This window comes from Variovorax sp. RO1 (genome assembly GCF_002849325.1).
GTDB lineage: Bacteria > Pseudomonadota > Gammaproteobacteria > Burkholderiales > Burkholderiaceae_C > Variovorax.
Map to the genome: position 1 here is coordinate 209,389 of NZ_PKMT01000008.1, position 23,857 is coordinate 233,245.

The window sequence follows — 23,857 nt, forward strand, 5'->3', positions numbered from 1 at the left end:
CTCAGGATTTCCCCGGGCACGAGAAGCTGTTCATCTGCGACAGCCGCAGCGGGTTGTAGACGCTGTTGGCCGTCACCGCGAGCACCACCTTCTTGCCCTGCAGGTCGAAGGTCGCATTGAACGATTCGGGCGTGCGGCCCGACGAGATCGAGGCCTTGTCGAACAGCCGGTGCAGCGCCCACGGCCCTTCGGTCACGATGCCGCCGGCCGGCGTGCCGTTGGCGACCGTCACCTGCAGCCGCACCTGGTTGCTGTTGCGCGGACCGGGCCACTTGATGCTGCTGGGCGCCTGCGGACCATGGGCGTAGCGCACCGTCTGGCCGTCGATGTCGAGCGTGAACTGCGTGAGCGTGGCGTCCATGTCCTCGGGCCGGATGTCGAGCGTGAACGACGGCGTGCGCCCGCCCGCCATGCCCGAGAAGAACACGTCGCGGATCGCCTGCGCCTTCTGGAACGCATCGAGGTAGGCCGAGCGCCCCGACGCGCTGCCGTCCACGCCGCGCTTGAAGGTCCACGGGTTGACCGAGGTGTCGACCTGCGAGGCGAGGTTCTTTTGAAAGAAGTCGTCCATCATTCCGCCGGGCGCGAAGAGCTGCGCGAAGTCGCCGGCCGCCACGTCGCGGTTGGAGCCGCGCGCGAACGGGTAGCGCCCCGCAATCGCCTGGCTGCAGAACTGCCCGATGGTCGCGGCCGCGTTCTGCCCGATGTTCTGCCGCGTCACCGCCGCGGCCTTCGACGACGCGGTGGCCGACAGGTCGTTCAGCATGCCCTGGAACGGCACCGGAAGGCGCCCTGCTTCGGCCTGCAGCTTGGTCACGGCATCGCTCGACGGCGGGATGTTGCCGCTGCGCAGCGCGGTGTCGGTGGCAGTGAGAAAGGTGTAGAGCTCGTTGATGAGCGCGGCCGTCTGGTCCAGCGGCGTCTGGCCGCCGGCCTTGGGCGCGGTCACCATGCGGCGCAGCGGCGCGAAGTGGTTGTCGACCAGCGACTCGGGCCGGTCGGGCGCGGTGTTGCGGCGCTGGCTGCCGTCGGGCTGGCCGATGAGCTGCTCGATGCGTTCGCGCGTGCTCGTCACGCGGTTCTGCGCCTGGTCGAGCAGGCTGCGCGCGGCCTCATCGTGGTTGCGCAGCAGGTCGGTTTCGCGCGCGGCGCCGCGGATGATGCGCGACATCGGCGACTCGCCCGTCGACAGCACGCGCGTCATCTGGATGCTCTGCAGCAGCGACTTGCTCTCGGCCAGCCGGATGTCGGCCAGGTACTCGTCCCAGGTGCGGATGTAGTCGGTGAGGTACAGGCGCCGCACCTCGCGCAGCAGCAGCTCGCGCGAGGTGATGTCGGCCATGCCCGGCGCACGGATCTGCAGCACCCAGCGGTCTTCCTGCTCCAGCGCCAGCGTGGTCTCGGCCATGCGCTTGTCGAAGATGTCCCAGTAGCCGCGGTAGGTGAAGAGCGTGGGAATGCCGTCGGTCAGCGGCTTGCCGCTGGCGCGCCGGACCACCAGTGCCGACTCCGCACCGCCCGCCTCGGCGATGGTGAAGGCATTGGGCGCGCTGGTCTGCAAGAGGATGCGGCGCAGCCGCGCGTACGAGCGCTGCGCGAGCGGCACGCCGGCCAGGCGCTCGCGCGTCTGCGCAATGAGCTTGTCGTCCTTGGTGAAGGGCGAGGTCACGACGCGGTCGGCGAACAGCGTCTTCAAATGCGCCTCGAGGTTCGTGCGCTGCTCGCGCGTGAGCGAGGCGCCGATCTTGCGATCGACGTCGGTCAGCAGCCAGGCCTGCAGAAAGTCGGCGTCGTAGCGCTCGGGGTCGTACAGCATGAGGTAGGCCTTGAGCGCCTCGTAGCTGTATTCGGCATCGGCCTTCGCGGCCTCGCGCAGCGACTGCTCCACGCGTTGCGCGGCCTGCGGCAGCAGCACCGTTTCGAGCGCGCGCTGGTACACGCCGTCGGTCGCGGCCTGCAGCTTCTCGCCCTGGTAGAGCCCGAAGCGGTAGCCCACGGGCGGATCGCCGATGTCGAACTCGGCCGACTTCGGCAGGTCGCGCAGTCGGTCGAGGATGAGCAGCGAGCTTGCGACGTCGCCGCTCGAATCGACCACCGTCGGCAGCTCGCCGCGCGCCGCGGCCTTGTTGAAGGCCTTGGCATTGCCGTCGACCTCGGCCACATAGGCCTTGTTGTGGCGCCAGCTGTTGGCCCACGCGCCCAGCAGCACCACCGCGAGCAGACCGACCAGCGCGTAGCCCGCGAGGTCGATCGCGCGGCGGCGGCGGTACCAGCGCAGGTTGGTGCCGGCCACGCCCGCGTCGCGGAAGATCACCTGCTGCAGCAGCTCCTTGAGGAAGTAGCTCTTGCCCGGACCCGGCGGCGGCGCGGGCGGCGCGTTCACCTGCAGGTAGCGCTTGATGGCGCCCATCACGCGGTCGAAGGCCGTGCCCTCCTGCGTGCCGCTGGTGAAGTACACGCCGCGCAGCAGCGGCGCCACCTCGAACTTCGACGGGTTGAACACGTCGGCCAGGAAGGTGCCCAGGATGTCCTCGAAGCTCGCGAACTGCTGCGGCAGCAGGTAGGCCTGCGCGCGCCGCATCGGGTCGGGCTCGGTCGCCATCAGCTCGGGCAGGCGCTCGTCCAGGCGCTGGTGCAGCAGCTTGTATTCCTGGTGAAAGCGCTCGCGCAGGTCGGCCTTGGCCGGGTCCGCGGGGTTGCCCTCGATCGGGAAGGTGAAGCCCCACACCTGTTGGCGCTCGGCGCGGCCCAGCGAGCCGAAGTACTCGTTGAAGCCGGCCAGCAGGTCGGTCTTGGTGACCAGCACGTACACCGGGAAGTTGATGCCCAGGTCGTTGCGCAGTTCGAGCAGCCGCTTGCGCAGCGCCATCGCGTGGCGCGCGCGTTGCGCGTCGTCGGCCAGCGGCAGGTCGGCGATGCTGATGGTGAGGATCGCGCCGTTGATCGGCTGGCGCGGCCGGAACTTCTTGAGCAACTCGATGAAGCCCTTCCACTCGCCCTCGTCGGTCTCGCGGTGGCTCTCGTGCGTGGTGTAGCGCCCGGCCGTGTCGATGAGCACGGCCTCGTTGGTGAACCACCAGTCGCAGTTGCGCGTGCCGCCGATGCCGCGCACGGCCGCCTTGCCGAGCTGGTCGGCGAGCGGAAAGTCGAGGTCGGAGTTGACCAGCGCCGTCGTCTTGCCCGAGCCCGGTGCGCCGATGAAGATGTACCAGGGGAGCTGGTACAGGTACTGCCGGTCGAACAGCGCGAAGCGGCCGGCCGCCTTGCCGCCGGGGCCCGGGGCGAAGCGCATGTTCTTCAGCACCGCCGTGGCGTCGGAGAAGCCGCTGTGCAGCTCCTTGATCTCGGGCGCCTCTTCGGGCTTGGCCTCCTTCGCCTTGGGCGACGGCGTGCGCAGCTGGTGCAGCAGCTGCGCGTTGAGGCGGCGCTCGCGCCACTTGCGATACGCCACGCGCAGCAGCCACACGCCGAACATCAGCGCGATGACGACGATGCGCACGAACTCGCTTTCGAGCGGGCGGTAGCGGCCGACGGCGATCACCGGGCCGATGACCCAGATCAGGAACGCGAGCGCGATCAGCCCGAACAAGACCCAGAGGTCGCGGCTGACGAGAAAACGGAAGAGCGCGCGCAGCATCAGCGGGTTCCTCCTTGCGATGGCTGTTGCTGCGGCGCAGACCCCGGCACGGGCACGCCCGCCACCGGCGCCACCAGCAGCGTCACCTCGACGCGCCGGTTGCGCGCGCGGTTGGCCGCCGAGTCGTTGGGCACCAGCGGATCGGCATCGCCGCGGCCTTCGGCGCGCAGGCGCTCGGGCCGTGTGAGGCGCCGGCCGATCATGGTCTTCACCGCATCGGCGCGCGCCTGCGAGAGCTGCCAGTTCGACGGGAAGCGCACGCTGCGGATCGGCTGGTCGTCGCTGAAGCCGCTGACCAGCACGTTGCCTTCCACCGCATTGAGCGCGTCGGCCACGCGCGCGAGCACCGGCGCGTAGCGGTCGAGCACGCGGTCGGAGCCCGAGGCGAACAGGCCATCGCCGCGCAGCACCACCACGCTGCGGTCGGCCTCGTCGCGCACCGTGAGCAGGCCGTCGCGGATCTCGGGTTCGAGAAAGCGCTGCAGGCGTGGCTGCACCGCCACGGGCGCTGCCACCGCGCGCTGCGTCTGCGGCAGGCGCACCGCGCTCACGGCCGAGAACGCGCCGTCGGAATGGCCCGCGAGGTTGAAGGTGAGCACCGCGAACACCAGCACCAGCAGCACCGCCGCCACCGCGCCCACGGCCCACACCGGCAGCCAGTGGCGCGTGCGGCGCACGGGCGCGCTCGCGTCCTGCCAGTGCGGCGACAGCGGCACGGCGATTTCGCCGCGCGTCTGCCGGATGATCTGCAGCAGCCGCTGCTTGAGCGTTTCGAGCTGCGATCGGCCGTTGTCGATGACGCGAAATCGCCCCTCGAAGCCCATGGCCAGGCAGAAGTAGATGAGCTCGATGAGGTGCAGGTGCTGCTGCGGGTTCTGCACCAGCCGCGACAGCAGCTGGAAGAATTTTTCGCCGCCCCAGGTCTCGTTGTGGAACATCACGAGCAGGCTCTGCGACGACCAGATGCTGCCGCCCCATGGCGTGAGCGCCGCGGCCTCGTCGACCGCGGTGCACAGGCAGTAGCGCGCGCCGATGATCACTTCGGGCGCAATGCCGGCCTGCTGCGCGCGCGTCTCGAAACGCCGCACCTCGTCGACGAGGTGCTCGCGCAATTGCGCGGGCGCCGGATGGTGGCCGGTGGCGCGGATCTGCGGGATCAGGTCGAGCAGCGGATTGGCCGCCGCCACCAACGGGTTGTTGCCCGCCAGCGCCGTGTCGCCCGCATGCGGGCGCCGCGCGTCGTGCCACGCGGTGAAGGCATCGGGCTGGGGCTGCGGTGGTTGGGGTTGCTGCGACCCCGGGCCGCTGCTGGTGTTCGCACCGCCGCCCGGGTTGGGCGGCACGAAGCCTCCCGGGCCGACGGCCATGTCATTGGCACCGTTCATAGGGTCCCTCACGGACGGATGGCCCAGAACTCCATGGCGAGCCCCGGAAAGTCGCCGGCCAGGTGCATGGCGACGCCGCCCGATTTCTCGAGCTGGCGCCACATGTCGCCGCCCTTGTCGAGTTCGAAGTAGTGGTAGCCCGCGTGGTACGGGATCTGGCGCGGCGCCACCGGCAGCGAGCGCACGACCACGCCGGGCAGCTGCAGCTGCACGAGGTCGCGGATGCGCTCGACCGAGCCGATCTTGACCTGCGTCGGAAAGCGCTGCTGCACGGCATCGGCCGGCAGGTCGGCATGCACCGCGAGCACGAAGGCCGCGTTGCGCACCAGCACCGGGTCGGGCATGCGGCCCACGCGCACGCCGTGGCTGCGCTCTTCGAGTTCGATGGCGATGGCGCTCTGCTCGAGCACCGCCGACAGCGAACGCCGCAGCTCTTCCATCAACGGGCGGATGCTCTCGTTGAGGTTGTCGTGGTCGTACACCGGCCACACCACCGGACGGCGCGTGGGCGAGGTGTGCGTGGCGAGGTCGCAGGCCAGCTTGAGCCAGTCGACGAACAGCGTCTCGGGGTGCACCTGCACCGCCTGCTGCGCATGCCAGGTGAGTGCGAGGTAGCGATTGACCAGCTCCAGCAGCAGGAAGTCGGAGACCTCGCTCACGCCGCCGCGCCCCGGTTGCGACAGCCGCGAGGCCAGCGCTTCGGAACGCTGCGTGAGCAGGCCGTGCAACTCGGCCGTCATGCTGCGCAGCATCGGGTGCGCCGAGGCATCGAGCACCGGCGGTATGTAGTTGGCATCGACCACCAGCTTGTGGTCGGTGCGCCGCTCGATCACGCGCACCGCGCCGATGGCCTGCCACTCGGCGGTGAGCGACGACGCGCGCGCCAGCCGCAGGCGCGGCTTGGCCAGCTGCAGCACCGCGGGGCCGAGCGCGACCGCGTTGCCGTCGGCCACTTCGCGTTCGACCACGCCGAAGCGCGCGGCCGAGCCTTCGTCTTCCGAGAAGATCACCTCTTCGCTGCCGGGCCGGCGCAAAGGCAGCGCGAGCACGATGAGTTCGTCGGTGAGATCGGTGGGCACATCGAAGGGCATCGGTGCGTCTTCGAGGCCGAACGAGAACGGCGTGCCGTCGGGCAGCACGCCCGCACCGGCGAGCAGCGACACACGGCCGAGCGCGAAGGCATCGCGGTCGATGTCCAGATGCAGCCATCCCCAGTAGGCACCCTGCATGCCCGCGGTGCGGCGAGTGACGTACTGCTCGACATAGCGCTCCATCTGCTGGAAGTGCTGGGGCCGCAGGTACATGCCTTCGGACCACACCACGCGATTCGCCAATGCCTGAGGTTGGGCGCCCTGACCGGCCGCGCCCGCGTTGCGAACTGTCACCAAAGAACCTCCTGGAGTGCTCACACGGAGGCGGGGAATGCGCTGTTCAGCGGCTCCCCGCTCGATCTTTATTCGCGTCTGATGCTACACGGCGCCTCTTGCGTTCTGCACGACTTTTCAGAGGCAGATGCGCTGCACTTTTGTATTAGCGCGCACTGAAACTTAACGACTTGGTAGCACTTCGAGCCCGCTCTTGCGCACCGCGATGCGCACGCCCTGCTCGCTCGGAGAAAACTGCCACACCTTGTAAAGATTCGTTTGCTTGGGCTCCTTCAACGGCAGCACGATGCGCCACCGAGCCGCTTCCAGCTTGCGATAACCGGCGATCACGCCGATGGCGCGCGAGTCGAGTCCGGCCTCGCGCTTGAACACGCGTTCCTCGCCGCTGCGCAAGATGGCCTGGTCCGCGTTCACGAGTTCGGTCATGAGCGTCTCGCGGTCGCGGTCCTGCAGCGCGAAGTAGTCTGCCGTCTCAAAGTTGCCGGAAGATTTCAGTTCGAAGACCTTCACGAGAATCGGTGCGGACTGGCCGCGGCCGTCGGGATTCACGCCCTCGTCGATGCGCACGGTGATGGCATACGGCGTGGGCATCGACTTCGCTGTCGATGCGCATCCTGCAATGCCAGAGAGGCCTGCGAGCAACGGTGGTGTTGCCAATGCGCCTTGAATCAAGGTCCGTCGATGCATGAGATCTCCCTGAAAGCTTCGCGATCTATATTATCGAAACCATGCACGCGCACGGTGTGCATTGCGTGTTGTTGCATCACGATGCACAGCACACCCTCACTCACGAATTGCCTCTCGCGAAGTAGGAGAAAAGATTGAAGTCTTGCCTGCCTGTTCTGTCTTTTGCCTTCATGCTTGCGCTGTTGAGCGGCTGCCAGAGCACCCCGGATGCATCGCAGCAACCCGAACGCCTGAGCCAGCAAGTGGCGCGCACCACGCTCGAACGTGCGCAGCAGGCCTACGACACCGGCGACTACGCCAAGGCCATCTCCACACTGAAGAGCGGCGGCGTGTCGGTGTTCGACGGGGCCGAGCCCGTGACGCGGCTCGCTGCATTGAAGCTCGAAGCCTTCAGCTACTGCGTGAACAACCAGATCGCGGAATGCCGCACGCAATTCCGCAAGCTCCTCGATGTGTTCCCGAGCTTCGACCTGAACGTCGCGGAACGCACCCACCCCGTGTGGGGCCCCGCGTTCGAGGCCGCGAAGAAGATGAAGCGCGGATGACACGCGGCCGGCCACGGCCGCGCAGTGCTCATGCCGCGACGAACATGGAGATGCCATGCGCTGGACAGTGATTGAACACGGCGGCACGCCCGTGGCCTCGGGGCCTTCGGCGTTGCTCGCCGCCCCGGGCGGCACCATCGGCCGCAGCCCCGACAACCACCTCGTGCTGCCCGACGAACAGCGGCAGATCTCGCGCCTGCAGGCCACCGTGCGCTTCGACGACGAGGGCGCCGCCGTGGTCCGCAACATGAGCGCGGTGTTGCCGATCAGCGTGAACGGACGCACGCTGCGCCATGAAGAAGAGTCGCGCGTCGCGGAAGGCGATCGCGTGACGATCGGCAGCTACGTGCTTGAAGCAGCGAATGCCCGACAGGCAGCGCCACCTGCGATCGCAGAGGCTCCGATCACCGAACCGCTCAGCGAACATCCGGTCGCGCCGATCACGGAGCCGCCGCCTGAGTTGCCCGTGTCCATGTCTGCAGCGCCGGCCCCTTCGCCTTCGATCAGCGCGCTGCTGCCTGCTGCATCGCCGGCGTCCGATGTCTTTGCAGACCTGTTCGGCGAAGGCGCGCTGCCCATCGGCGATGCGCTGCCCGAGACGACGGTCGCGATGCCGACCTTCGCGCCTGCGCCGGTGAATGCGCCGGCACCTGCGCCGTTGCCCGCACCGCCGCCACCACCGCCTCCGTTTTCTTCCGCTGCTGCATCGGCTCCCGCGACCACGCAGGTGTCGGCGCAGATGCCGTCGGCCGCCGACTGGGACGCCATCCTCGCGAACGCACCGCGCCGCGCCGACGATGCACAGGCGCCGATGCCCGACCCGATGGCGCAGGAACCCTTCGCCCTGCCCTCGCAGGCGCAGCGCAACCCCGTCGATCCGCTCGCCGAGCTGAACCCGCAGTCGACACAGGGCCTGTCCGACCTCGCGCTCAAGCGCAGCATGGACCCGCTCTCCTTCTTCGCCGAAGACCGCGATGCGCCCTCACCGCTGTCCGACCCGCGCCCCACGGCGCTGACGCAGGAGAACCCGCTCGACGACGTGCACCCTGCGATGGACCTGATCGCGCGACCGCCAGCCGCAACAGGCCACAGCCTCGCGAACCATGCGCGTGAGATGACGTCGCAGTTCAATCCGCCGCAGCCGGTGGCGATCACGCCATCGGTCGCCATGCCAGAGCCTGTGGAAGAGGTTCCGCCGATTGAAGAGGCGCCTGCCGTTGCCGCAGCGCCGGAGATTCCCGCCGCAGTCGCAGAGCCCGCCGTGCCTGATGATGAAGAGCCGCCTGCCTTGCCAGTCGCTGCAGTCCCTGCGCCAGCGCCCGCATCGCCACGCCCGCCCTCCTCCGGCGAGGACTTGTTCAAGGCCTTTCTCGAAGGCGCCGGCGTCCCCGAGATCGCGGGCCAGCAGCCGCTCGATGCCGATGCGATGCGCCACCTCGGCCGGCTGATGCGCGCCTTCACCGACGGCACCATCGAGCTGCTGTCGTCGCGCGCGATGCTCAAGCGCGAGGTGCGCGCCGAGATCACGATGATCGTGGACGAAGAGAACAACCCCTTCAAAATTTTGCCCAACGGCCGCGCCGTGCTGATGCAGATGTTCGGCGCGCGCATGCCCGGCTTTCTCACGCCCGAGGCCGCCGTGCACGATGCACTCGGCGACCTGCAGTCGCACCAGTTGGGCATGGTCGCCGGCATGCGCGCCGCGCTGCTCACGCTGCTGCACCGCTTCGACCCCGGCGGTCTCGACCAGGCCACGCCGCACGACGGCGGGTTCGGCGAGAAGCTGTTGCCCGGCGGTCGCGAAGCGCGGCTGTGGCGCCAGCTGAAACAGCTGCACGCCCACACCACGGCCGCCGTCGAAGACGACTTCCAGGCCGTCTTCGGCCGCGCCTTCCAGCAGGCCTACGACCGCGAGATGGAACGCTTGAAGGAGGCGCGCCGTGCTTGAAGCCACCCACGCCTTCGCCGTGCCCATCTCGACCTCGCAGTTCTCGTGCGTGGGGGAGCGCAGCGGCAACCAGGACGCCATCGGTTACCACCTGGACGAACGCAACGCCTGCTTCGTCGTGAGCGACGGTGTCGGCGGCCACGCGGGCGGCGAGCTGGCCTCACGCATCGTGGTCGACACCGCGCTCAACACCTTTGTCGACCACCCGTCCGTCGCGGCCGAAGACATTCGCCACGCCGTGAAAGAGGCCAACGACGCCGTGCTCGCCAAGCAGCGCGAGCTGGCCGACCAGAACCGCATGAGCGCGACCATCGTCTCGCTGTTCGTCGACCGCGCCACCGGCGAGGCCTGCTGGGCCCACGTCGGCGACAGCCGCCTCTACTGGTTCCGCCGCGGCGCGCTGATGCAGCGCACCGAAGACCACAGCCTGTCCGAACGCTCCGGCGAAGCCGCCGCGGGCCAGGGCGCCAACGGCGGCGAGCGACTGGTGAAGAGCAACCTGCTGTACCGCGCGCTCGGTGCGCGCGCGACGGCGGAGACGTCAGTGTCGACGCCGCAGCGGCTCGCCGACGGCGATGCGTTCCTGCTGTGCACCGACGGGCTCTGGCAGCTCATCTCGCAGCAGGTGATGGAGCGATCGCTGCAACTCGCCGACAGCGCGGAAGAGTGGCTCGCACTGCTGCGCCGCGCGGCCGAAGCGAAGGCCGACGAGTCGCGCGACAACTACTCGGCGTTGGCGGTGTGGGTGGGGTCGCCGCAGCAGGTGACGCTGGCGGGGACGGTCTGAATCGACGCGCCCTCAGGGCGCCAGCATCAGCACCTTGTACTGGCTCGGCACGATGCGCATGCCGACGATGTTGCAACGGTTCTGCGTCGTGATGCTGGTGACCCGCGTGGCCGGCGTGCCCTTGAGAAGCACGGTGAACGCGCCTGTCACATGACGCGATTGCTGCATGAACGTCTGCGACACCACGCCGCCCAGGGCCCCGGGCTGATCCCCCAGGGTGATGGGCGTGGTCGTGGCCATGTTGTGTGCCGGCATCGCCATGAAGAGGATGTTCCAGGCATTCGGAACAGCCATCGGCCCCATGGCCATGTTCGGGTATGGAATGGGCACCGGCGTCTTGCAGACGTCGGGGAATGCCATGTCCATTCCCATGAGCTGACAGTTGGCAAACATCGGGTACCTCCTCGCTTAGCCCATGTGGATCTGAGCCGCGTCCACCTTCACCAGCTCCTGGCCGGTGACCACCGTGTGGTGGCCATGAATGCGCACCGTCTCGCTGGCCTTGTAGTCCATGTGGCCCGCACGCACCTGGTCGACTTCATCCGTCAGGCGCAGCGTCTGACGCGCCATCTGCACGATGCGGTCAGCCACGGTCTCGAAGACCTTGCCGACCAGTCGGACGCTGCCGGCCGCGGCCTGCACGGAGCGCGTCACCAGCCGCAGTTCACCGATGTCGCACTCGCCCTCTTCTGCCTTGAGTACAAAGCGCTTGTCCGCGCGAAGCCTGAGCTCCGAGGCACTCGCGATGGTCACCCGACCGTTGCCGGCAGACGCGAAGGTGACGTCGCCCGCCGCCTCGATGCAGCTTGACGACGCATCGGCCTGCTCGATCACGGCGATCAGGTAGGTTCGCGCGCTGTCGGGACCGGACACCAGCACGGTATCGCCGCAGGCCGGTTTGAGCAGGCAGCTCGCCGCGCGCCGGCACACCCAGACAGCACCCTGCTCGTCGTCGACGGTGACACGTCCATCCGGCAGCAGTGCGGCGACCACCCCCTGGAAGTGAACCGGAGCCGTCAGCTTCGAGGCTTTATGCAGTGAAACGACTGACATGGAGGTCTCCTTGTTTCGATGGGTCAACAGTGGAAGGGACAGGCCTGGGGGCATCAGCGCGGCGGATGGATCTCTTGAGCCTTGAACAGCTCCGCATCGTTTTCGATGATGCCGCCGCCTCCCGAGAACCGCGCCTCTGCGCGCGCGGCCCGATGAAAGCGAGTGCGCAGAAAACGTGCATGGCGCAGATCCGCGTGATGAAGGTCGGCATAGGAAAAATCAGCATCGTGCAGGTCCGCGTCGCGAAAGCTGGCACCGCTCGCGTGCGCGCGATGGAACACGCTCAGCGGCAGGCGCGAGCGGCTGAAATCGGCACCTTCGAGTTGGGCGTCGGCCCAGATCGACTGATCGAAGATGGCATCGCTGCAATTCGCCTCACGCAGATCGGCTTCCGGGAACATCGTCTGGGCGGCATCCACTGCGCTGAAGTTCGCCTGGGTCAGCGTGGCGCCCTTGAAGTTGCTCTGCGTCAGCACGGCGCCGCTGAAATCGACACCTGCCATCGCGCTGTCGGTGAACTGGCAGCGCAGGAAGGCGGTGTGCGCCAAGCGCTGGCCTTCGAGATTGCACTCCATCAGGATCGAACCATCGCATTGGGCCTGGGCGAACGCCACCGTGCGCAGATCCATGCGATAGAACATCAGGTGCAGCAGCTTCGCCCCACGGCAATCGAGCTGGTCGACCCGTGATTCGGTGACGACGATCTGATCGCAAATGCTGGGCTTCAACACCGCATGCCCGAGCTCGCATCTGACAAAAGCCACGCGCTCCATTTGCGCCTTCCCGAAATCCGCGTGAGCCAGCGACGATTCGAAGAAGTTGGTGTCCAGCATGAACGCGCGGCCGAGTTGCGCGGCCTCCAACCGGCACCGAAACACGCGCACGTCTTTCAAGCTGGCCGCCGACAGGTCGGCTTGATCGAAGTTGCATTGCGCCAGCGAACTGTCGTCGAGGCTGGCGCCACGCAGATTCGTCCTGCTCAGGTCGACGTGCTCCATCTGCGCCCCCGACAAGTCGACGCCGCTGAGGTCCTGACCCGCGAGACTCGCTCTGACCACCGGTTCGCCATGCCGAATCTTGTCCAGAAGTTCTTCGACTGTCATCGAACCTTGTCCATCCTTCGTGCGGGCAAGGTCTTGGCGCCTTGGGTGTAGGCGCCGATGAAGGTGGTCGAGCCATCGATGGCGGCCTGCGACACGTCGGCGCGAAACAAATTGGCGTCCTGCAGGCTGGCAAAGCGCAGGTCGGCCTTGGAAAGATTGGCGTCGATGAGGTTGGCACCGCGCAACGAGGCTTCGCGCAAGTCCGCGCGAATGAACAGGCTCTCGCCGGCATGCAATCCCTCCAGCCGCGCGCGCCGCAGGTCGCACTCGGAGAAGTCACAGCCGTCAAGGCGTGCCTTCGCGAGGTCGGCGCCAACCAGTATGGCGCCGCGCAGGCCGCACTGCCTGAGCGAAGCGGCGCAGAACACGGCCTGCACCAGGCTGCAGCCATGGACGAAGGAACAGGTGACGAGGCTGGCCTCAGTGAAGTCGACCCCCTCCTGCGCATCGAGGGTGACGAAAGCACAGGCGTTCAGCGCGGCGCGGACGAAGGATGTCCCCTTGAAGCTGCACTCGATCCAGCTCACCTGCTTGAACGCGGCGTTGTCGAACGCCATATCTTCCAGTGCCAGCTTGACCATCGCCATCTGCTCCCAGTGCGAGCCGCGCGCATCGCAACGCGCCCATTCGCTTTCGAACAGATCGGCTTGGTTGAACACTGCCTTCGCCAGCACGCAGGAACGAAAAATGGTCTTGTTGCAACGCGTCTGCACGAAGCTCGCACCCGTGAAGTTCGCGCCTTCGCATTGCGCGCCACCCAGATTGGCCTCGTCCAGCCGCGCATCGGTGAGCGAAGCCCGGACAAGCCGCGCCCGCGCAAGCACCGCGCGCGTGAAGTTGCAGCCATCGAGCCGCGCGTCGCTGAAGTCGACGTCTTCGAGGTTCGCTCCCGTGAAGTCAGCACCGCGCAGATCCAGGCCCGAGAGGTTGGCGCCGACGAAGCTCATGCCTGCGAAACGACGCTCACCGCTGGCTGCGGCCTCCAGACGCCGACGCAGCCGCCTGGAGCGCAGGCTGCTGGCCGGCGGCGCCGGCTCGAGCAGGTGTGCGCCGTGGAGGTGCCCCATGCGCGCGCTGTGCCCGGCCTGCTCGCGCAGCCGCGCGCTTTCGGCGGCCTCGTCGGGTGTGAGGGGTGTTCGGCGCTCGCGCGCCGCGTCTTCCTCGAGGCGCGCGAGGTCACGCAGCAGGCGGTCCGGGTCGAATCGGCGCTGCACAGGCTTGCCGGTCCGCGCCGTGACCTCGGTCATGGCCTTGTCGATGCTCGCCTGGATCTCGCCGGACAGCTTGCGCGGATCCATCTGCGACAGCGGCGGGATATCGATATCGGGTTGGATGGCAGCGGGCATCCCGTGTGCGACGGCCTTTGCGCGGTCCTCGGCGGCGCGGGCAAGGGCCGCCTTGCGCATCTGCTCGAGGGCTTGGTCGGCCTTCTCGGCGAAGTCGGGCAGATCGTCCATGGAGGCAGGCGGCTGCAAATCCGGTTCGGACAGGGGCGGCAGATGCTGCTCGGGATCCAGGCCCTGCGCCAGCAGACGGGCGCGCAGGCGTTCGTGCTCGCGCTGCCGGCCTGCGCGCAGGTTGCGCACCATCGGAAGCGAGGCGATATCGGGCATCTGGTCGCCTGCCCATGGCCCCATGATCACCTTGGGGACCAGGTCGCTGTCGCGCAGGACCAGCACCGCCTTGGCTGGATCGATGCGCTGCTGCAGCACCTGCTGGTAGTGGGCGAGCGGCCGCGGCTGATTGCGCAACTCGAGCGCGGGCATGATGTGCTTGACGTCGGCCGCGTCATCCTCCGCGATGGGCGATGCACCGTGCCAGACCAAAATGACGCGCTCGGCGTGCGGAAAAAACCAGGCCGTGCTCAGGCGCAGCGAAATTTCCGACAGCGCGCCACCGTCTTTCTGAAAGCTGGCGAAGCAGCGCGCCTGCCAATCGGGCAGCTGACCGCGCATCACCGGCTGCCCGGGGTGCATGTTCCACAGTTCGTAGGCGGCGCCCGGCGGCAACTCGCGCTGGCCGGGCAGGCGCTGGTCGGCAGGTGCGGCATTGAAGTAGCGCCAGTCCATGTCCTCGGCGAAACCCGGGTAGTCGTGCTGCAGCCACTGCTGGTCGTAGGCGCGCCCCATCAGCGCGAGCCGCTGCGGGCGATCGGGTGGTATGGCGCCGAAACCCGCAGGCACGATGCGCCGCCCGGGTGCGTCCTGACGCGCGCCGGGCAACTCGACATGGGGAAGCCGGCGCGTATGTACGCCGTTGATCGTTTCATCGAAGCTGCCGATGCCTTCCGGGTTGTCGGGCTCGCTCGGGCCGCCATAGGCATGTGCCCAATCCAGCCTCAGGCGTTCGAAAGGCTGGGCAGGCGTCGCACGGCCGTCAAGCCAGTAGCGATCACCGCTCACCAGCACCGACTTGGCCTGACCCTGGAAGACGGCCTGGGCCGCGCACAGTGTCTTGTCGTCCTGATGCGCCGTGTACGCATAGCCGCTGACCAGCCACTCCGGCTCGATCTTGGGCACGCCCAGGTCCAGCACGTTGCCGGGCCCGATTTCGTCGGCCGCCAGCTTCCAGAGATCCTGGTCGGGCATCAACAAGGGCTCGGGCGCCAGGCTGGCCATCGCGAAGACCGAGACGCCCAGCAGGTCTTGCCGCTGCCGTCGGAAGGGCCGCGTGAGGATGCTCAGGCGAAAGGGCTTGATGGTCTTCATGGGGGCAACGCGCCTGCTTCAGCGCATCGGCTGGTCGATGGCGATCTCGCGCGAGACCGGGTCGAAGCGCAGCTTCACGGAGCGCCCCGGTGCGAAGTCGGCGAGCTTCACCGGGCTGATCGGGGCGACCAGTTCGGTCTCGTAGGCAGGCAATCCGCCCTCAGGCTGTACCTGGAGCTTGAGCCGCACGAGGATATAGATACGCTCGACCCGCATGGCCGTGTCATAGCTCTCGAGCACCCTCGCTACGGCCGGCTGGCCCGTACGAAGCACTCGCTCGGCGAGATCCGCACCCATCACGTGGCGGTTGACCACACGCTGCAGATGCGTCACGCGCAAGACATAGCGCTTGGCCAGCGTGGTCAGCACGAACGGCAGCAGCACGACGACAGCGATGGGGACAATCAGATACCAGTACTCAGTGAACCACATAGCGAAAAGATCCAACATGCGCCCCAGGCTCAGAGATAGACGGTGATGCCTCTGGGGTTCACCCTGACTTGGGAGTAGTCGACTTTATGCGCAGGGTTGTCCGTCGTGAAAAGGGTCTTGGTGGCGGTATAGAGGCCGATCGCACCGCTGGCGGAAAACATGTCGAACTTGTTGATGGCGCCCGTGATCGAGTAGGCGTTGAAACCCACGTTTTGGGCGGCGACGCTGATCACCCTCCCATTCAGGAATACGGCAGCGCCATTGATGCTCACGTTGATCCCGGTGATCCCCATGTTGAAGCCCTTGAAGGCGATGCCCCAGTCCGTGAAGGTCACCTTCTTGGCCGACTTGTCCTCCACATGAGGTGCATCCAGGATGATCTTGGTCGGTGACTTGATCGTGATGTCGTCCGCGGTGCTTTCCAGGTGCATCGGGCCATCCGTTGTCGTTGTCAACGACGTGTCCGCATGCACCTTTTGCACTCCCTTGACGAGATAGTCCTCGTCGCCCTTGACCGTCACCTTCTTGCCCTTGGTTTCTTCGGTATACAGACCGAGCACCGTGGTGTTCTGCGGGCCATCGATGTCTTCCTTGAGCGACGTGCCGATGATTCGCTCTTCACCGCCGTCCACCGTGTCCTTGCGCTTGCCGGTGACGTGGATGGTCTGATTCCCGATGACATCGATCTGCTGGTTGCCACCGTCCACCTTGATGAACTGATCGCCACCGTTGACAGTGATCTTCTGCGGCGCGCCCTTGTTGACCGTCAGCGTGTGCGGCCCGTTGACCGTCACATCGAGCGAGGTATTGGTCGTGTAGGTGTCCGAGCCTTCGATCACCGTCACGCGCGTGCCGTCCACGGTGTGTGTTTCATTGTTCTCGACGTTGAGGCTGTAATCCTTCTGCGCGTGCATCTTGATCGACTCGTTGCTGGGGTCGTCGTCGATCATGAAGTGGTTGGCCAGCTCGCCGTCGCCCTTGATCGTGCGGCTGATGAACCCGCTGACCGTCGCCTTGGCCGGCAGCTCCAGCGGCGGCATCTGGTCGGCGTTGTAGACGCGGCCGATGATGATCGGCCGGTCGGGGCAGCCGGCGATGAAATCGACGATGACCTCCTGCCCCACGCGCGGATGGTTCACGGCGCCGAAGTTGGAGCCCGCCCACGCGCTCGACACGCGCACCCAGCACGAGCTGTCTTCGTTGCGCTGGCCGTAGCGGTCCCAGCGGAACTGCACCTTCACGCGGCCGTACTTGTCGATCCAGATGTCTTCGCCGGGCGGCCCGACCACGGTGGCGGTCTGCGGGCCCTGCGTGCTCGGCACGCGCGTGATGCGGCGCGCGCGGAACGGGAACGAGGTGGGCTGCACGCCGAAATGAAAGCTGTACTCGCCCTGCATGCCGCCGCTGGCGTAGCCGCCTTCGCGCAGGCTGTACATCACCGAGACGACGAGGTACTCGCGGTTGTCCTCGTTGCGCGGTGCGTTCTGCATGGTGAAGCGGTAGCCGGGCGCCATGCCGCGCACGTTGGTGTGGCCGGTGTCGACCTCGGCCTGGGCCTGCGCTTCCTCGAGGCGGATGCGCGCGTAGTGCTCGCCCTGCCCCGCGTCGCTGTAGCCGCCCATCCACTCGTACATCTCGTAGCGGCCGTGGTCGTTGTCGCGCGGCTGGCTGCGCGTGTTGAGCAGGTCGGCCCTGGGCTTCTTGAAGTCGAAGTCGTCGACCACGTAGGTGCCGGGGCGGATCTCTTCGGTCACTTCCCACTGGTCGATCACTTCGCGGCCGGGATCGGTGGCGCGATCGCTCGCGAGGTAGCCGATCTTCGGATAGCCGGGCAGCGTCTCGTGCGCGCTCATGTCGTCGGCGAGCACCAGCGTGTGCTGGTTCTTGTCGTGCTTGAAGTAGTAGTAGATGCCCTCGTGCTCCATGAGGCGGCTCACGAAGGCGAAGTCGGTCTCCTGGTACTGCACGCAGTACTCCCACTGGCGGTACGAGGCGCTGAGCTTCTTCTCGAAGGCGAAGCCGTACTCGCCCAGCACGTCTTCGAGAATTTCGACCACCGACTTGTTCTGGAAGATCTTGCAGTCGCTGGTGCGCGTGAGGTACCAGAGCCAGGGCCGCACCGAGGCGCGGTACACGGTGTAGCGCGAGGAGCCGCCCTCGCGGCCGATCATCGTGAAGCGCGTGATCTGGCCGTTGAGGTAGCGCGGCGTGCCGCTCAGCGTCTGGATCTCCAGCCCGAGCGGCTTGCCGAGCAGGCCCTTCATGTCGACCGAGGTGTTCGGACTCAGCAAGTCGACTTCGAACTCGAACAGCTGCGACAGCCCTTCGCTGCCGTGCATGGAGCGGAACAGCAGCTGTTCTTCTGCGAGCGGGGTGTGGGCTTTGACGACTCTGTCCATGCGGCTCTCCCTGGTGTCTACGCGGGGCGTTCTGAAAACTCGTACGTGAAGTCGTCGCCCGCCGCGCCCAGCTGAACGCCGGCGAGCTTGCGCGCACTGACGGTGGCGCCGATGACTTCTTCGCTCAGTCGGGGCAGGATGGTGTGCGTGAGGATCGCGTCGATCATCCGGCCACCCGACTCTATGGCCGTGCAGCGGCGTGCGACAAGCGCGACGGCGCTGTCGTTGTAAGCCAATGCAATGCCGTGGTTGGCCTGCAGGCGCGCCGCGATGCGGTCCAGCTGCAGGCGAATGATCCGGTGCAGCGCATCGGCCTGCAGCGGGTAGTAAGGCACGACCACGAGCCGCCCGAGCAGCGCGGGCGCAAACACCTTCAGCAGCGGCTCGCGCAACGCGGCCGCCAGCGGCTCGGGGTCGGGACGCAACGTGGGGTCTTCGCACAGCTGCATGACGAGGTCGGTGCCGACGTTCGACGTCATGATGATCACGGTGTTGCGGAAGTCGATGTGGCGGCCTTCGCCGTCTTCCATCCAGCCCTTGTCGAAGACCTGGAAGAAGATCTCGTGCACATCGGGGTGCGCCTTCTCGATCTCGTCGAGCAGCACCACGCTGTAGGGCCGGCGGCGCACGGCCTCGGTGAGCACGCCGCCTTCGCCGTAGCCCACGTAGCCGGGCGGTGCGCCCTTGAGCGTAGAGACGGTGTGCGACTCCTGGAACTCGCTCATGTTGATGGTGACGAGGTTCTGCTCGCCGCCGTACAGCGCCTCGGACAGCGCGAGCGCGGTCTCGGTTTTGCCGACGCCCGAGGGGCCGCACAGCAGGAACACACCGACGGGCTTGTTGGGGTTGTCCAGCCGCGCACGCGCGGTGCGGATGCGCCGCGAGATGGTCTCCAGCGCATCGGGCTGCGCGACCACGCGGGCCGACAGGATTTCGCCGAGCCGCAGCACCGACTGCGCGTCGTCGCGCACCATGCGGCCGATGGGAATGCCGGTCCAGTCCGCGACCACCGTGGCGACGGCTTGTGCATCGACGGCCGCGAGGATGAGCGGTGTCTCGCCTTGCAGCTGCACGAGCTGGTCTTGCGCTTCGTTGAGTTCAGCGCGAAGGGATTCAGGTGTTCTTTCGGGCTCGGCGGGCGCTTCTTCTTCGCGGTCGTCTTTGTCTTCGACTTCGGCCTGCACCGGCACCGCCGCAGGCGACAGCAGCTTGCGCAGCGCGACGATGCACTCGACCAGCGCAGCCTCTTCCACGCGCCGTTGCTCCAGCAGCGCGAGTTCGGCCTGCGCCGCCGCCACTTGCGCCGCGATGTCTTCGACGCGCTGGTGCTCGCCGACACCGATCGCCGCCTCGCGCCCCGCGATGCCGGACTCGATGCCGAGCACCTCGATGCGCCGCTTCAAATCTTCGAGCGCCGCAGGCAGCGCATGCTGACTCAGCGCCACGCGCGCGCACGCGGTGTCGAGCAGGCTCACGGCCTTGTCGGGCAATTGCCGCGCGGGAATGTAGCGGTGCGACAGGCTCACGGCCGCTTCGAGCGCGGCGTCGAGGATGAGCACGCCGTGGTGTTTTTCCAGCTCGGCCGAGATGCCGCGCAGCATGACCACGGCCTTGGGCTCGGTGGGCTCGTGCACCTGGATGGTCTGGAAGCGCCGCGTGAGCGCCGGGTCTTTCTCGATGTACTTCTTGTACTCCGACCACGTCGTGGCGCCGATGGTGCGCAGCCGCCCGCGTGCGAGCGCAGGCTTGAGCAGGTTGGCCGCATCGCCGGTGCCGGCGGTGCCGCCCGCGCCCACCAGCGTGTGCACTTCGTCGACGAACAGCACGATGGGCTTGGGGCTTTTCTCGACCTCGTCGATCACCTGGCGCAGCCGCTGTTCGAACTCGCCCTTCACGCCCGCGCCGGCCTGCAGCAGCGTGGGGTCGAGCACCCACAGCGACACGTCCTTCAGCGAAGGCGGCACGTCGCCCGCGGCCAGGCGCGAGGCCAGGCCTTCGACCACGGCCGTCTTGCCGACGCCGGCCTCGCCGGTGAGCAGCGGGTTGTTCTGGCGGCGTCGCATGAGGATGTCGACGATCTGGCGGATCTCGTCGTCGCGGCCGTACACGGGGTCGAGCTCGCCCGCACGCGCCTTGGCCGTGAGGTCGCTCGCGTACTTAGCGAGCGCCGAGCCGCCGGCCGCGGGGGCATCGCCCTGGTGCTGCGCAACGGGTGCGCCTGAGCCCGCATCCGAAGCAGCGTCGAAGTCGTCTTCCGGCGAGCCTTCGGTCCACGCCGCGAGTTGTGCGACCAGCACGTCGGGCACGAGCTTGTCGAACTCGCGCGAGATGCCCGAGAGCACCTGGCGCAGGCCGGGCGTCTTCACGATGCCCGCGAGCAGGTAGGCGCCGCGGATCGAGGTGGCTTCGAAGCGAAGGCTCGCATAGACCCATGCGCGCTCGACGGCGTGGTCGACGTGCTCGGAGATGTCGCTGATCGACGTGGCGCCGTGCGGCAGGCGGTCGAGGGCGCGCACGAGGTCCTGCTCGACCGCATCGAGGTTGAGCCCGGCGCGCTTGACGATGCGCAGCAGGTCGCTGTCCTGCAGCTGCAGGATCTGGTGCAGCCAGTGCACGAGTTCGACGTAGGCATTGCCGCGCAGCTTGGCGAAGGCCGTGGCGGTTTCCAATGCCTTGTAGAGCATCGGATTCAGTTTCGAGAACAGAGAGACGCGGCGGATGTCGGTCATGAAGAAGCCGGTGCGTTGCGGGAAAAGAGCGCCTCGGGCTGGAACACCATGTCGCCGGCGTCGGTGTCGGACAGGCGCGTGCCGAGCCAGCTGCCCCAGCCCAGGCGCTGGTCGCTGCTCAGCCGCATGCCGCGCGCCTCGGGCTTGCTGAGCACCAGCCGCAGCTCCCAGGCGAATTCGATGCCGACGTACTGGCGCACCCAGTCGACCACCTGCTGCAGCCGCGAGCTGCCGGGCAGGAACTCGCGGAACTGCTGCTGCGACAGCGGGCCGAGTTCGAGCCGGAACTTGCTCTGCGCATCGCGCACCGCCAGGCCGATGGTGGCGCCGCTGCCGAGCCGGTGGTTGCGCCCAAGCAGGCCGATGCGGCTGACCTGGCGCTCGTCGATGCGCACCCAGTCGCTCACGAACTCGACCACGCGCACAGGCACGTCGAAGTACAGGCGCAGGATCTGGATGAGCCCCTCGGGGTTGCGCGTCTGGCGCACCAGGTGCCCTGCCATGTGGGTGCGCGCATGGTCGGCGATGCGGTCGCGCGCCTTCAGGCCGGGCTGCCCCATGTTCATGAGGCTGGCCACGTAGTCGACGAAGCGGTGGCCGTCGGGGCGGTCCAGGCTGTTGACCGACTGCGCGTCGGCCCAGGCGCGGTAGAACAGCAGGATCAGCCGGTGATGGAACAGGTCGGCGAACGCGCTCAGCGTGTTGTCGGCGTGGTGGCGCTTGCGCTCGCGTGCGTACTCGGTCAGGTGCAGCGGCAGCGGGCCGTTGGGACCGAACAGGCCGAAGCCGTAGATCGAGATGCGCGGCGCGCCGTCGTGGTCGACCTCGACACCCGACACGTTCGACGGTGCAAACGCCATCGAGGGCTCCTGCCCCAGCCGCAGCGGCTCGTCGAGCGGACGCGGCGCGCGGCCCAGCAGCGGGTGGCCGCCCTGCGCATCGAGCCGGCGCAGCAGCATGAACAGGTCGTGCTCGAAAGGCTGGTCGACGAGCTGGGCCCACAGCACGGGGTCGGCCTCGGGCACGCCGCGGCGCGGTGCGGCTTTCGCCTTCGCTTTGGTGGGACTGCGCACATCACTGGCGACCGACTCGTCGCGCACCTCGGCCTCTGCCGGCAGCACCCGCGGCATCGTGTCGTCGGTGAGGCCGGTCGTGCTCATACGGCGGGCCGACGTCCCACGCGCGGGGTCCAGCGCGCAATCTCGCCGCGCTGCAGACTCGACAACGCGAACTCGGTGAACGCATTGAGCGACACGTGCCGGCTGAAGAACTGCTCCAGCACGGCACCGAACAGGTACGGGCTCGCGCCCGAAAACGCGACCTCGTCGATCTGCAGCGCAATCTCCACGCCGCGCCCGAACACGATCGGCCCCGGCTCGGGCAGGCGGCGGAACACCGGCGCCAGCGCCATCGAGCGCACGCCCTGGATCTGCCGGCGCACGGCCGGGTCGGCCAAGTTGCCGTACAGGTCGAGCATCTCGCGCAGCGCGGCGGCGCCCTGCGTGGCATCGACGTCGGTCAGGCTCAGGTAGTTGAGGCCCAGGTGGCTGATGAGGCGCCAGGTGAGCGCGCCTTCGGCCAGCGCCGGGTACGGCCGCGACGGACCGCGCAGGATGCGCACGCCGCGCACCGGCGCCGACACGCGCAAGGTGAAGTCCGACTCCAGCCCGGTCGGCAGCAGCAGCGGCAGGTCGCGGTTGGTGCACAGCGCGTCGATCGTGATGTGGCGCAGGCTGTGCGGGAACGGCGCGTCGTGCTGGTCGACCAGCGACACATACACCTCGCTGCCCGTGTAGCTGGTGCGCGTGCCCTGCGCACGCGCGCGATCGGACACCAGGCGCGGCTCGCGGCGCAGCGAGAAGTAGGCGCCGAAGTCGCCGTCGTCGGACGCGAACGAACCGAGGAAGGGGCGGAACTCGCGTTCTTCCGAGCCGTTGGCCATGTGGCCCGTGACGCGCTCGACGGTGAAGATCTCGAAGTCGCGCGGGCGCGTGCGGTCGATCACCGCATGGTGCTCGTGCTGGCCCGGGCCGACGGGGATGCGGTCGCTGCGGCGCGGCACGAGGTTGATGATGGGCGTGCAGAACAGCGAGAAGTGCTTGGCATCGACCAACCGCTCCAGGTCGGCGTCGGCGCGGTCGAGCAGGATCACGATCTCCATCGTGGTGCCGCCGATGGCCGAGGCCGCCGCGCGCAGATGCTTCACGCTGAAGAACAGGTAGCGCTCGGGAAAGGCGAAGTACTCGTGCAGCAGGCGGTAGCCCTGGAACGAGCGCGCGTCGTAGGGCAGCAGCGACTGCTCGGGGTCGAAGCCCTCGTGGCGGATCGCCTCGTCGCCCAGCGGCACGATGCGCGCCGTGCTGCCGGGGCCGGCGCGGCACACGGTGGCCACGCTGTGGTGGGCGACCAGCTCGAGCACGCGCAGCGCATGCAGCTCGGCGCCCGAGAGAAAGAACTCGAGCCGCTCGAGCGGCATCTCGGCAAAGCGCGCGCCGCCCACGGCTTCGAGCTTGATGGTGATAGCGCTCTTCGCCTGGCGCGCCGCCATCGGCAGCGCGTGCGCGATCTCGGCCGGCACCGGGCCGAGGCTGGCATCCGCGATCTTGATCGGCCACAGCGTGACGGCATGGCCCGTGCGGAACTCGCAGGCCGTCTGCTCGCCCTTGATCATGCGACCGCGCAGCAGCGTGTGGCGCGGAAGTTCGTAGCCCGCCTTCAGCGAGCCTTCATTGAGGTTGCCGTCGATCTGCACCACGGCCATCGCGGGCAGCGGCGCGAGGAAGTTGGGGTACACCACTTCGAGCAGGCGCTGCGAGAAGCGCGGAAACTCCGCGTCCATCTTGAGCTGGATGCGCGCCGTGAGAAAGCTGAAGCCTTCGAGCAGGCGCTCCACATACGGATCGCTGACTTCGATGCCGCGCATGCCCAGGCGGCCCGCGATCTTCGGGTAGCGCTGCGCGAACTCGGCCCCGAGCTCGTGCATGTAGGTGAGCTCGCGGTTGTAATAGTCGAGGAGCTTGGCGTCCATCAGTGGCTCTCCCCCAGGCTTCGCGCACTTC

At 67.7% G+C, this 23,857-nt stretch carries 16 protein-coding genes; 3 read left to right on the forward strand and 13 right to left on the reverse strand.

Annotation, left to right across the window (positions count from 1 at the left end; all coding sequences use genetic code 11):
• Window position 1: 1 nt before the first annotated feature.
• From tssM to tssJ, 4 genes are all read right to left on the reverse strand, one after another.
• A complete protein-coding gene (gene tssM, locus CY658_RS29270) occupies window positions 2–3,637 on the reverse strand; it encodes a type VI secretion system membrane subunit TssM (protein WP_101493507.1) in 3,636 nt (1,211 codons plus the stop codon).
• Window positions 3,637–5,022: a DotU family type VI secretion system protein gene (locus CY658_RS29275; RefSeq protein WP_101493508.1), complete on the reverse strand. Its 1,386-nt coding sequence runs from the start codon at window positions 5,020–5,022 to the stop codon at window positions 3,637–3,639. Before CY658_RS29275 ends, tssM begins: the two co-directional genes overlap by 1 nt.
• 8 nt (window positions 5,023–5,030) lie before the next feature.
• Entirely contained in the window at window positions 5,031–6,326 is a 1,296-nt protein-coding gene (gene tssK / locus CY658_RS29280) for a type VI secretion system baseplate subunit TssK (RefSeq protein ID WP_374221145.1), read from the reverse strand.
• Between the two features lie 243 nt (window positions 6,327–6,569).
• The gene (tssJ, locus tag CY658_RS29285; RefSeq protein WP_101493510.1) at window positions 6,570–7,094 is read right to left on the reverse strand and encodes a type VI secretion system lipoprotein TssJ; all 525 of its coding nucleotides are present in this window, start codon (window positions 7,092–7,094) and stop codon (window positions 6,570–6,572) included.
• A gap of 170 nt (window positions 7,095–7,264) precedes the next feature.
• Here tssJ and CY658_RS29290 point away from each other — a divergent pair, with 170 nt between their 5' ends.
• From CY658_RS29290 to CY658_RS29300, 3 genes are read left to right on the forward strand one after another with little or no spacing between them, the layout of a single operon-like run.
• On the forward strand, window positions 7,265–7,639 hold the full coding sequence (locus CY658_RS29290; protein WP_225616869.1) for a TssQ family T6SS-associated lipoprotein: 375 nt from the start codon (window positions 7,265–7,267) through the stop codon (window positions 7,637–7,639).
• Between the two features lie 55 nt (window positions 7,640–7,694).
• Window positions 7,695–9,587: a type VI secretion system-associated FHA domain protein TagH gene (gene tagH, locus CY658_RS29295; RefSeq protein ID WP_101493512.1), complete on the forward strand. Its 1,893-nt coding sequence runs from the start codon at window positions 7,695–7,697 to the stop codon at window positions 9,585–9,587.
• A complete protein-coding gene (locus tag CY658_RS29300; RefSeq protein ID WP_101493513.1) occupies window positions 9,580–10,374 on the forward strand; it encodes a PP2C family protein-serine/threonine phosphatase in 795 nt (264 codons plus the stop codon). The genes tagH and CY658_RS29300 overlap by 8 nt, the downstream gene beginning before the upstream one ends.
• Window positions 10,375–10,386: 12 nt before the next feature.
• Here the strand turns inward: CY658_RS29300 and CY658_RS29305 are convergent, their stop codons facing one another.
• The 9 genes from CY658_RS29305 to tssF are packed head-to-tail and all read right to left on the reverse strand — an operon-like array spanning window position 10,387 to window position 23,826.
• On the reverse strand, window positions 10,387–10,767 hold the full coding sequence (locus CY658_RS29305; RefSeq protein WP_056583673.1) for a DUF4150 domain-containing protein: 381 nt from the start codon (window positions 10,765–10,767) through the stop codon (window positions 10,387–10,389).
• A 15-nt stretch (window positions 10,768–10,782) separates the two neighbouring features.
• Complete coding sequence (locus CY658_RS29310) at window positions 10,783–11,427, reverse strand: DUF3540 domain-containing protein (RefSeq protein WP_101493514.1); 645 nt, start codon at window positions 11,425–11,427, stop codon at window positions 10,783–10,785.
• A gap of 53 nt (window positions 11,428–11,480) precedes the next feature.
• Window positions 11,481–12,530: a pentapeptide repeat-containing protein gene (locus CY658_RS29315; protein WP_101493515.1), complete on the reverse strand. Its 1,050-nt coding sequence runs from the start codon at window positions 12,528–12,530 to the stop codon at window positions 11,481–11,483.
• Window positions 12,527–15,238, reverse strand: coding sequence for a DUF2169 family type VI secretion system accessory protein (locus tag CY658_RS29320; protein ID WP_101493516.1), 2,712 nt, complete (start codon window positions 15,236–15,238; stop codon window positions 12,527–12,529). The genes CY658_RS29315 and CY658_RS29320 overlap by 4 nt, the downstream gene beginning before the upstream one ends.
• Before the next feature lie 18 nt (window positions 15,239–15,256).
• The gene (locus CY658_RS29325; protein ID WP_101493517.1) at window positions 15,257–15,688 is read right to left on the reverse strand and encodes a hypothetical protein; all 432 of its coding nucleotides are present in this window, start codon (window positions 15,686–15,688) and stop codon (window positions 15,257–15,259) included.
• Window positions 15,689–15,699: 11 nt separating this feature from the next.
• A complete protein-coding gene (locus tag CY658_RS29330) occupies window positions 15,700–18,069 on the reverse strand; it encodes a type VI secretion system Vgr family protein (protein ID WP_101493518.1) in 2,370 nt (789 codons plus the stop codon).
• A 17-nt stretch (window positions 18,070–18,086) separates the two neighbouring features.
• Window positions 18,087–20,798 (reverse strand): type VI secretion system ATPase TssH, encoded by a 2,712-nt coding sequence (gene tssH, locus CY658_RS29335; protein WP_101493519.1) that lies wholly within the window; start codon window positions 20,796–20,798, stop codon window positions 18,087–18,089.
• On the reverse strand, window positions 20,795–21,958 hold the full coding sequence (gene tssG, locus CY658_RS29340; protein WP_257885017.1) for a type VI secretion system baseplate subunit TssG: 1,164 nt from the start codon (window positions 21,956–21,958) through the stop codon (window positions 20,795–20,797). The genes tssH and tssG overlap by 4 nt, the downstream gene beginning before the upstream one ends.
• Entirely contained in the window at window positions 21,955–23,826 is a 1,872-nt protein-coding gene (gene tssF / locus CY658_RS29345) for a type VI secretion system baseplate subunit TssF (protein WP_101493520.1), read from the reverse strand. The genes tssG and tssF overlap by 4 nt, the downstream gene beginning before the upstream one ends.
• Window positions 23,827–23,857 lie beyond the last annotated feature (31 nt).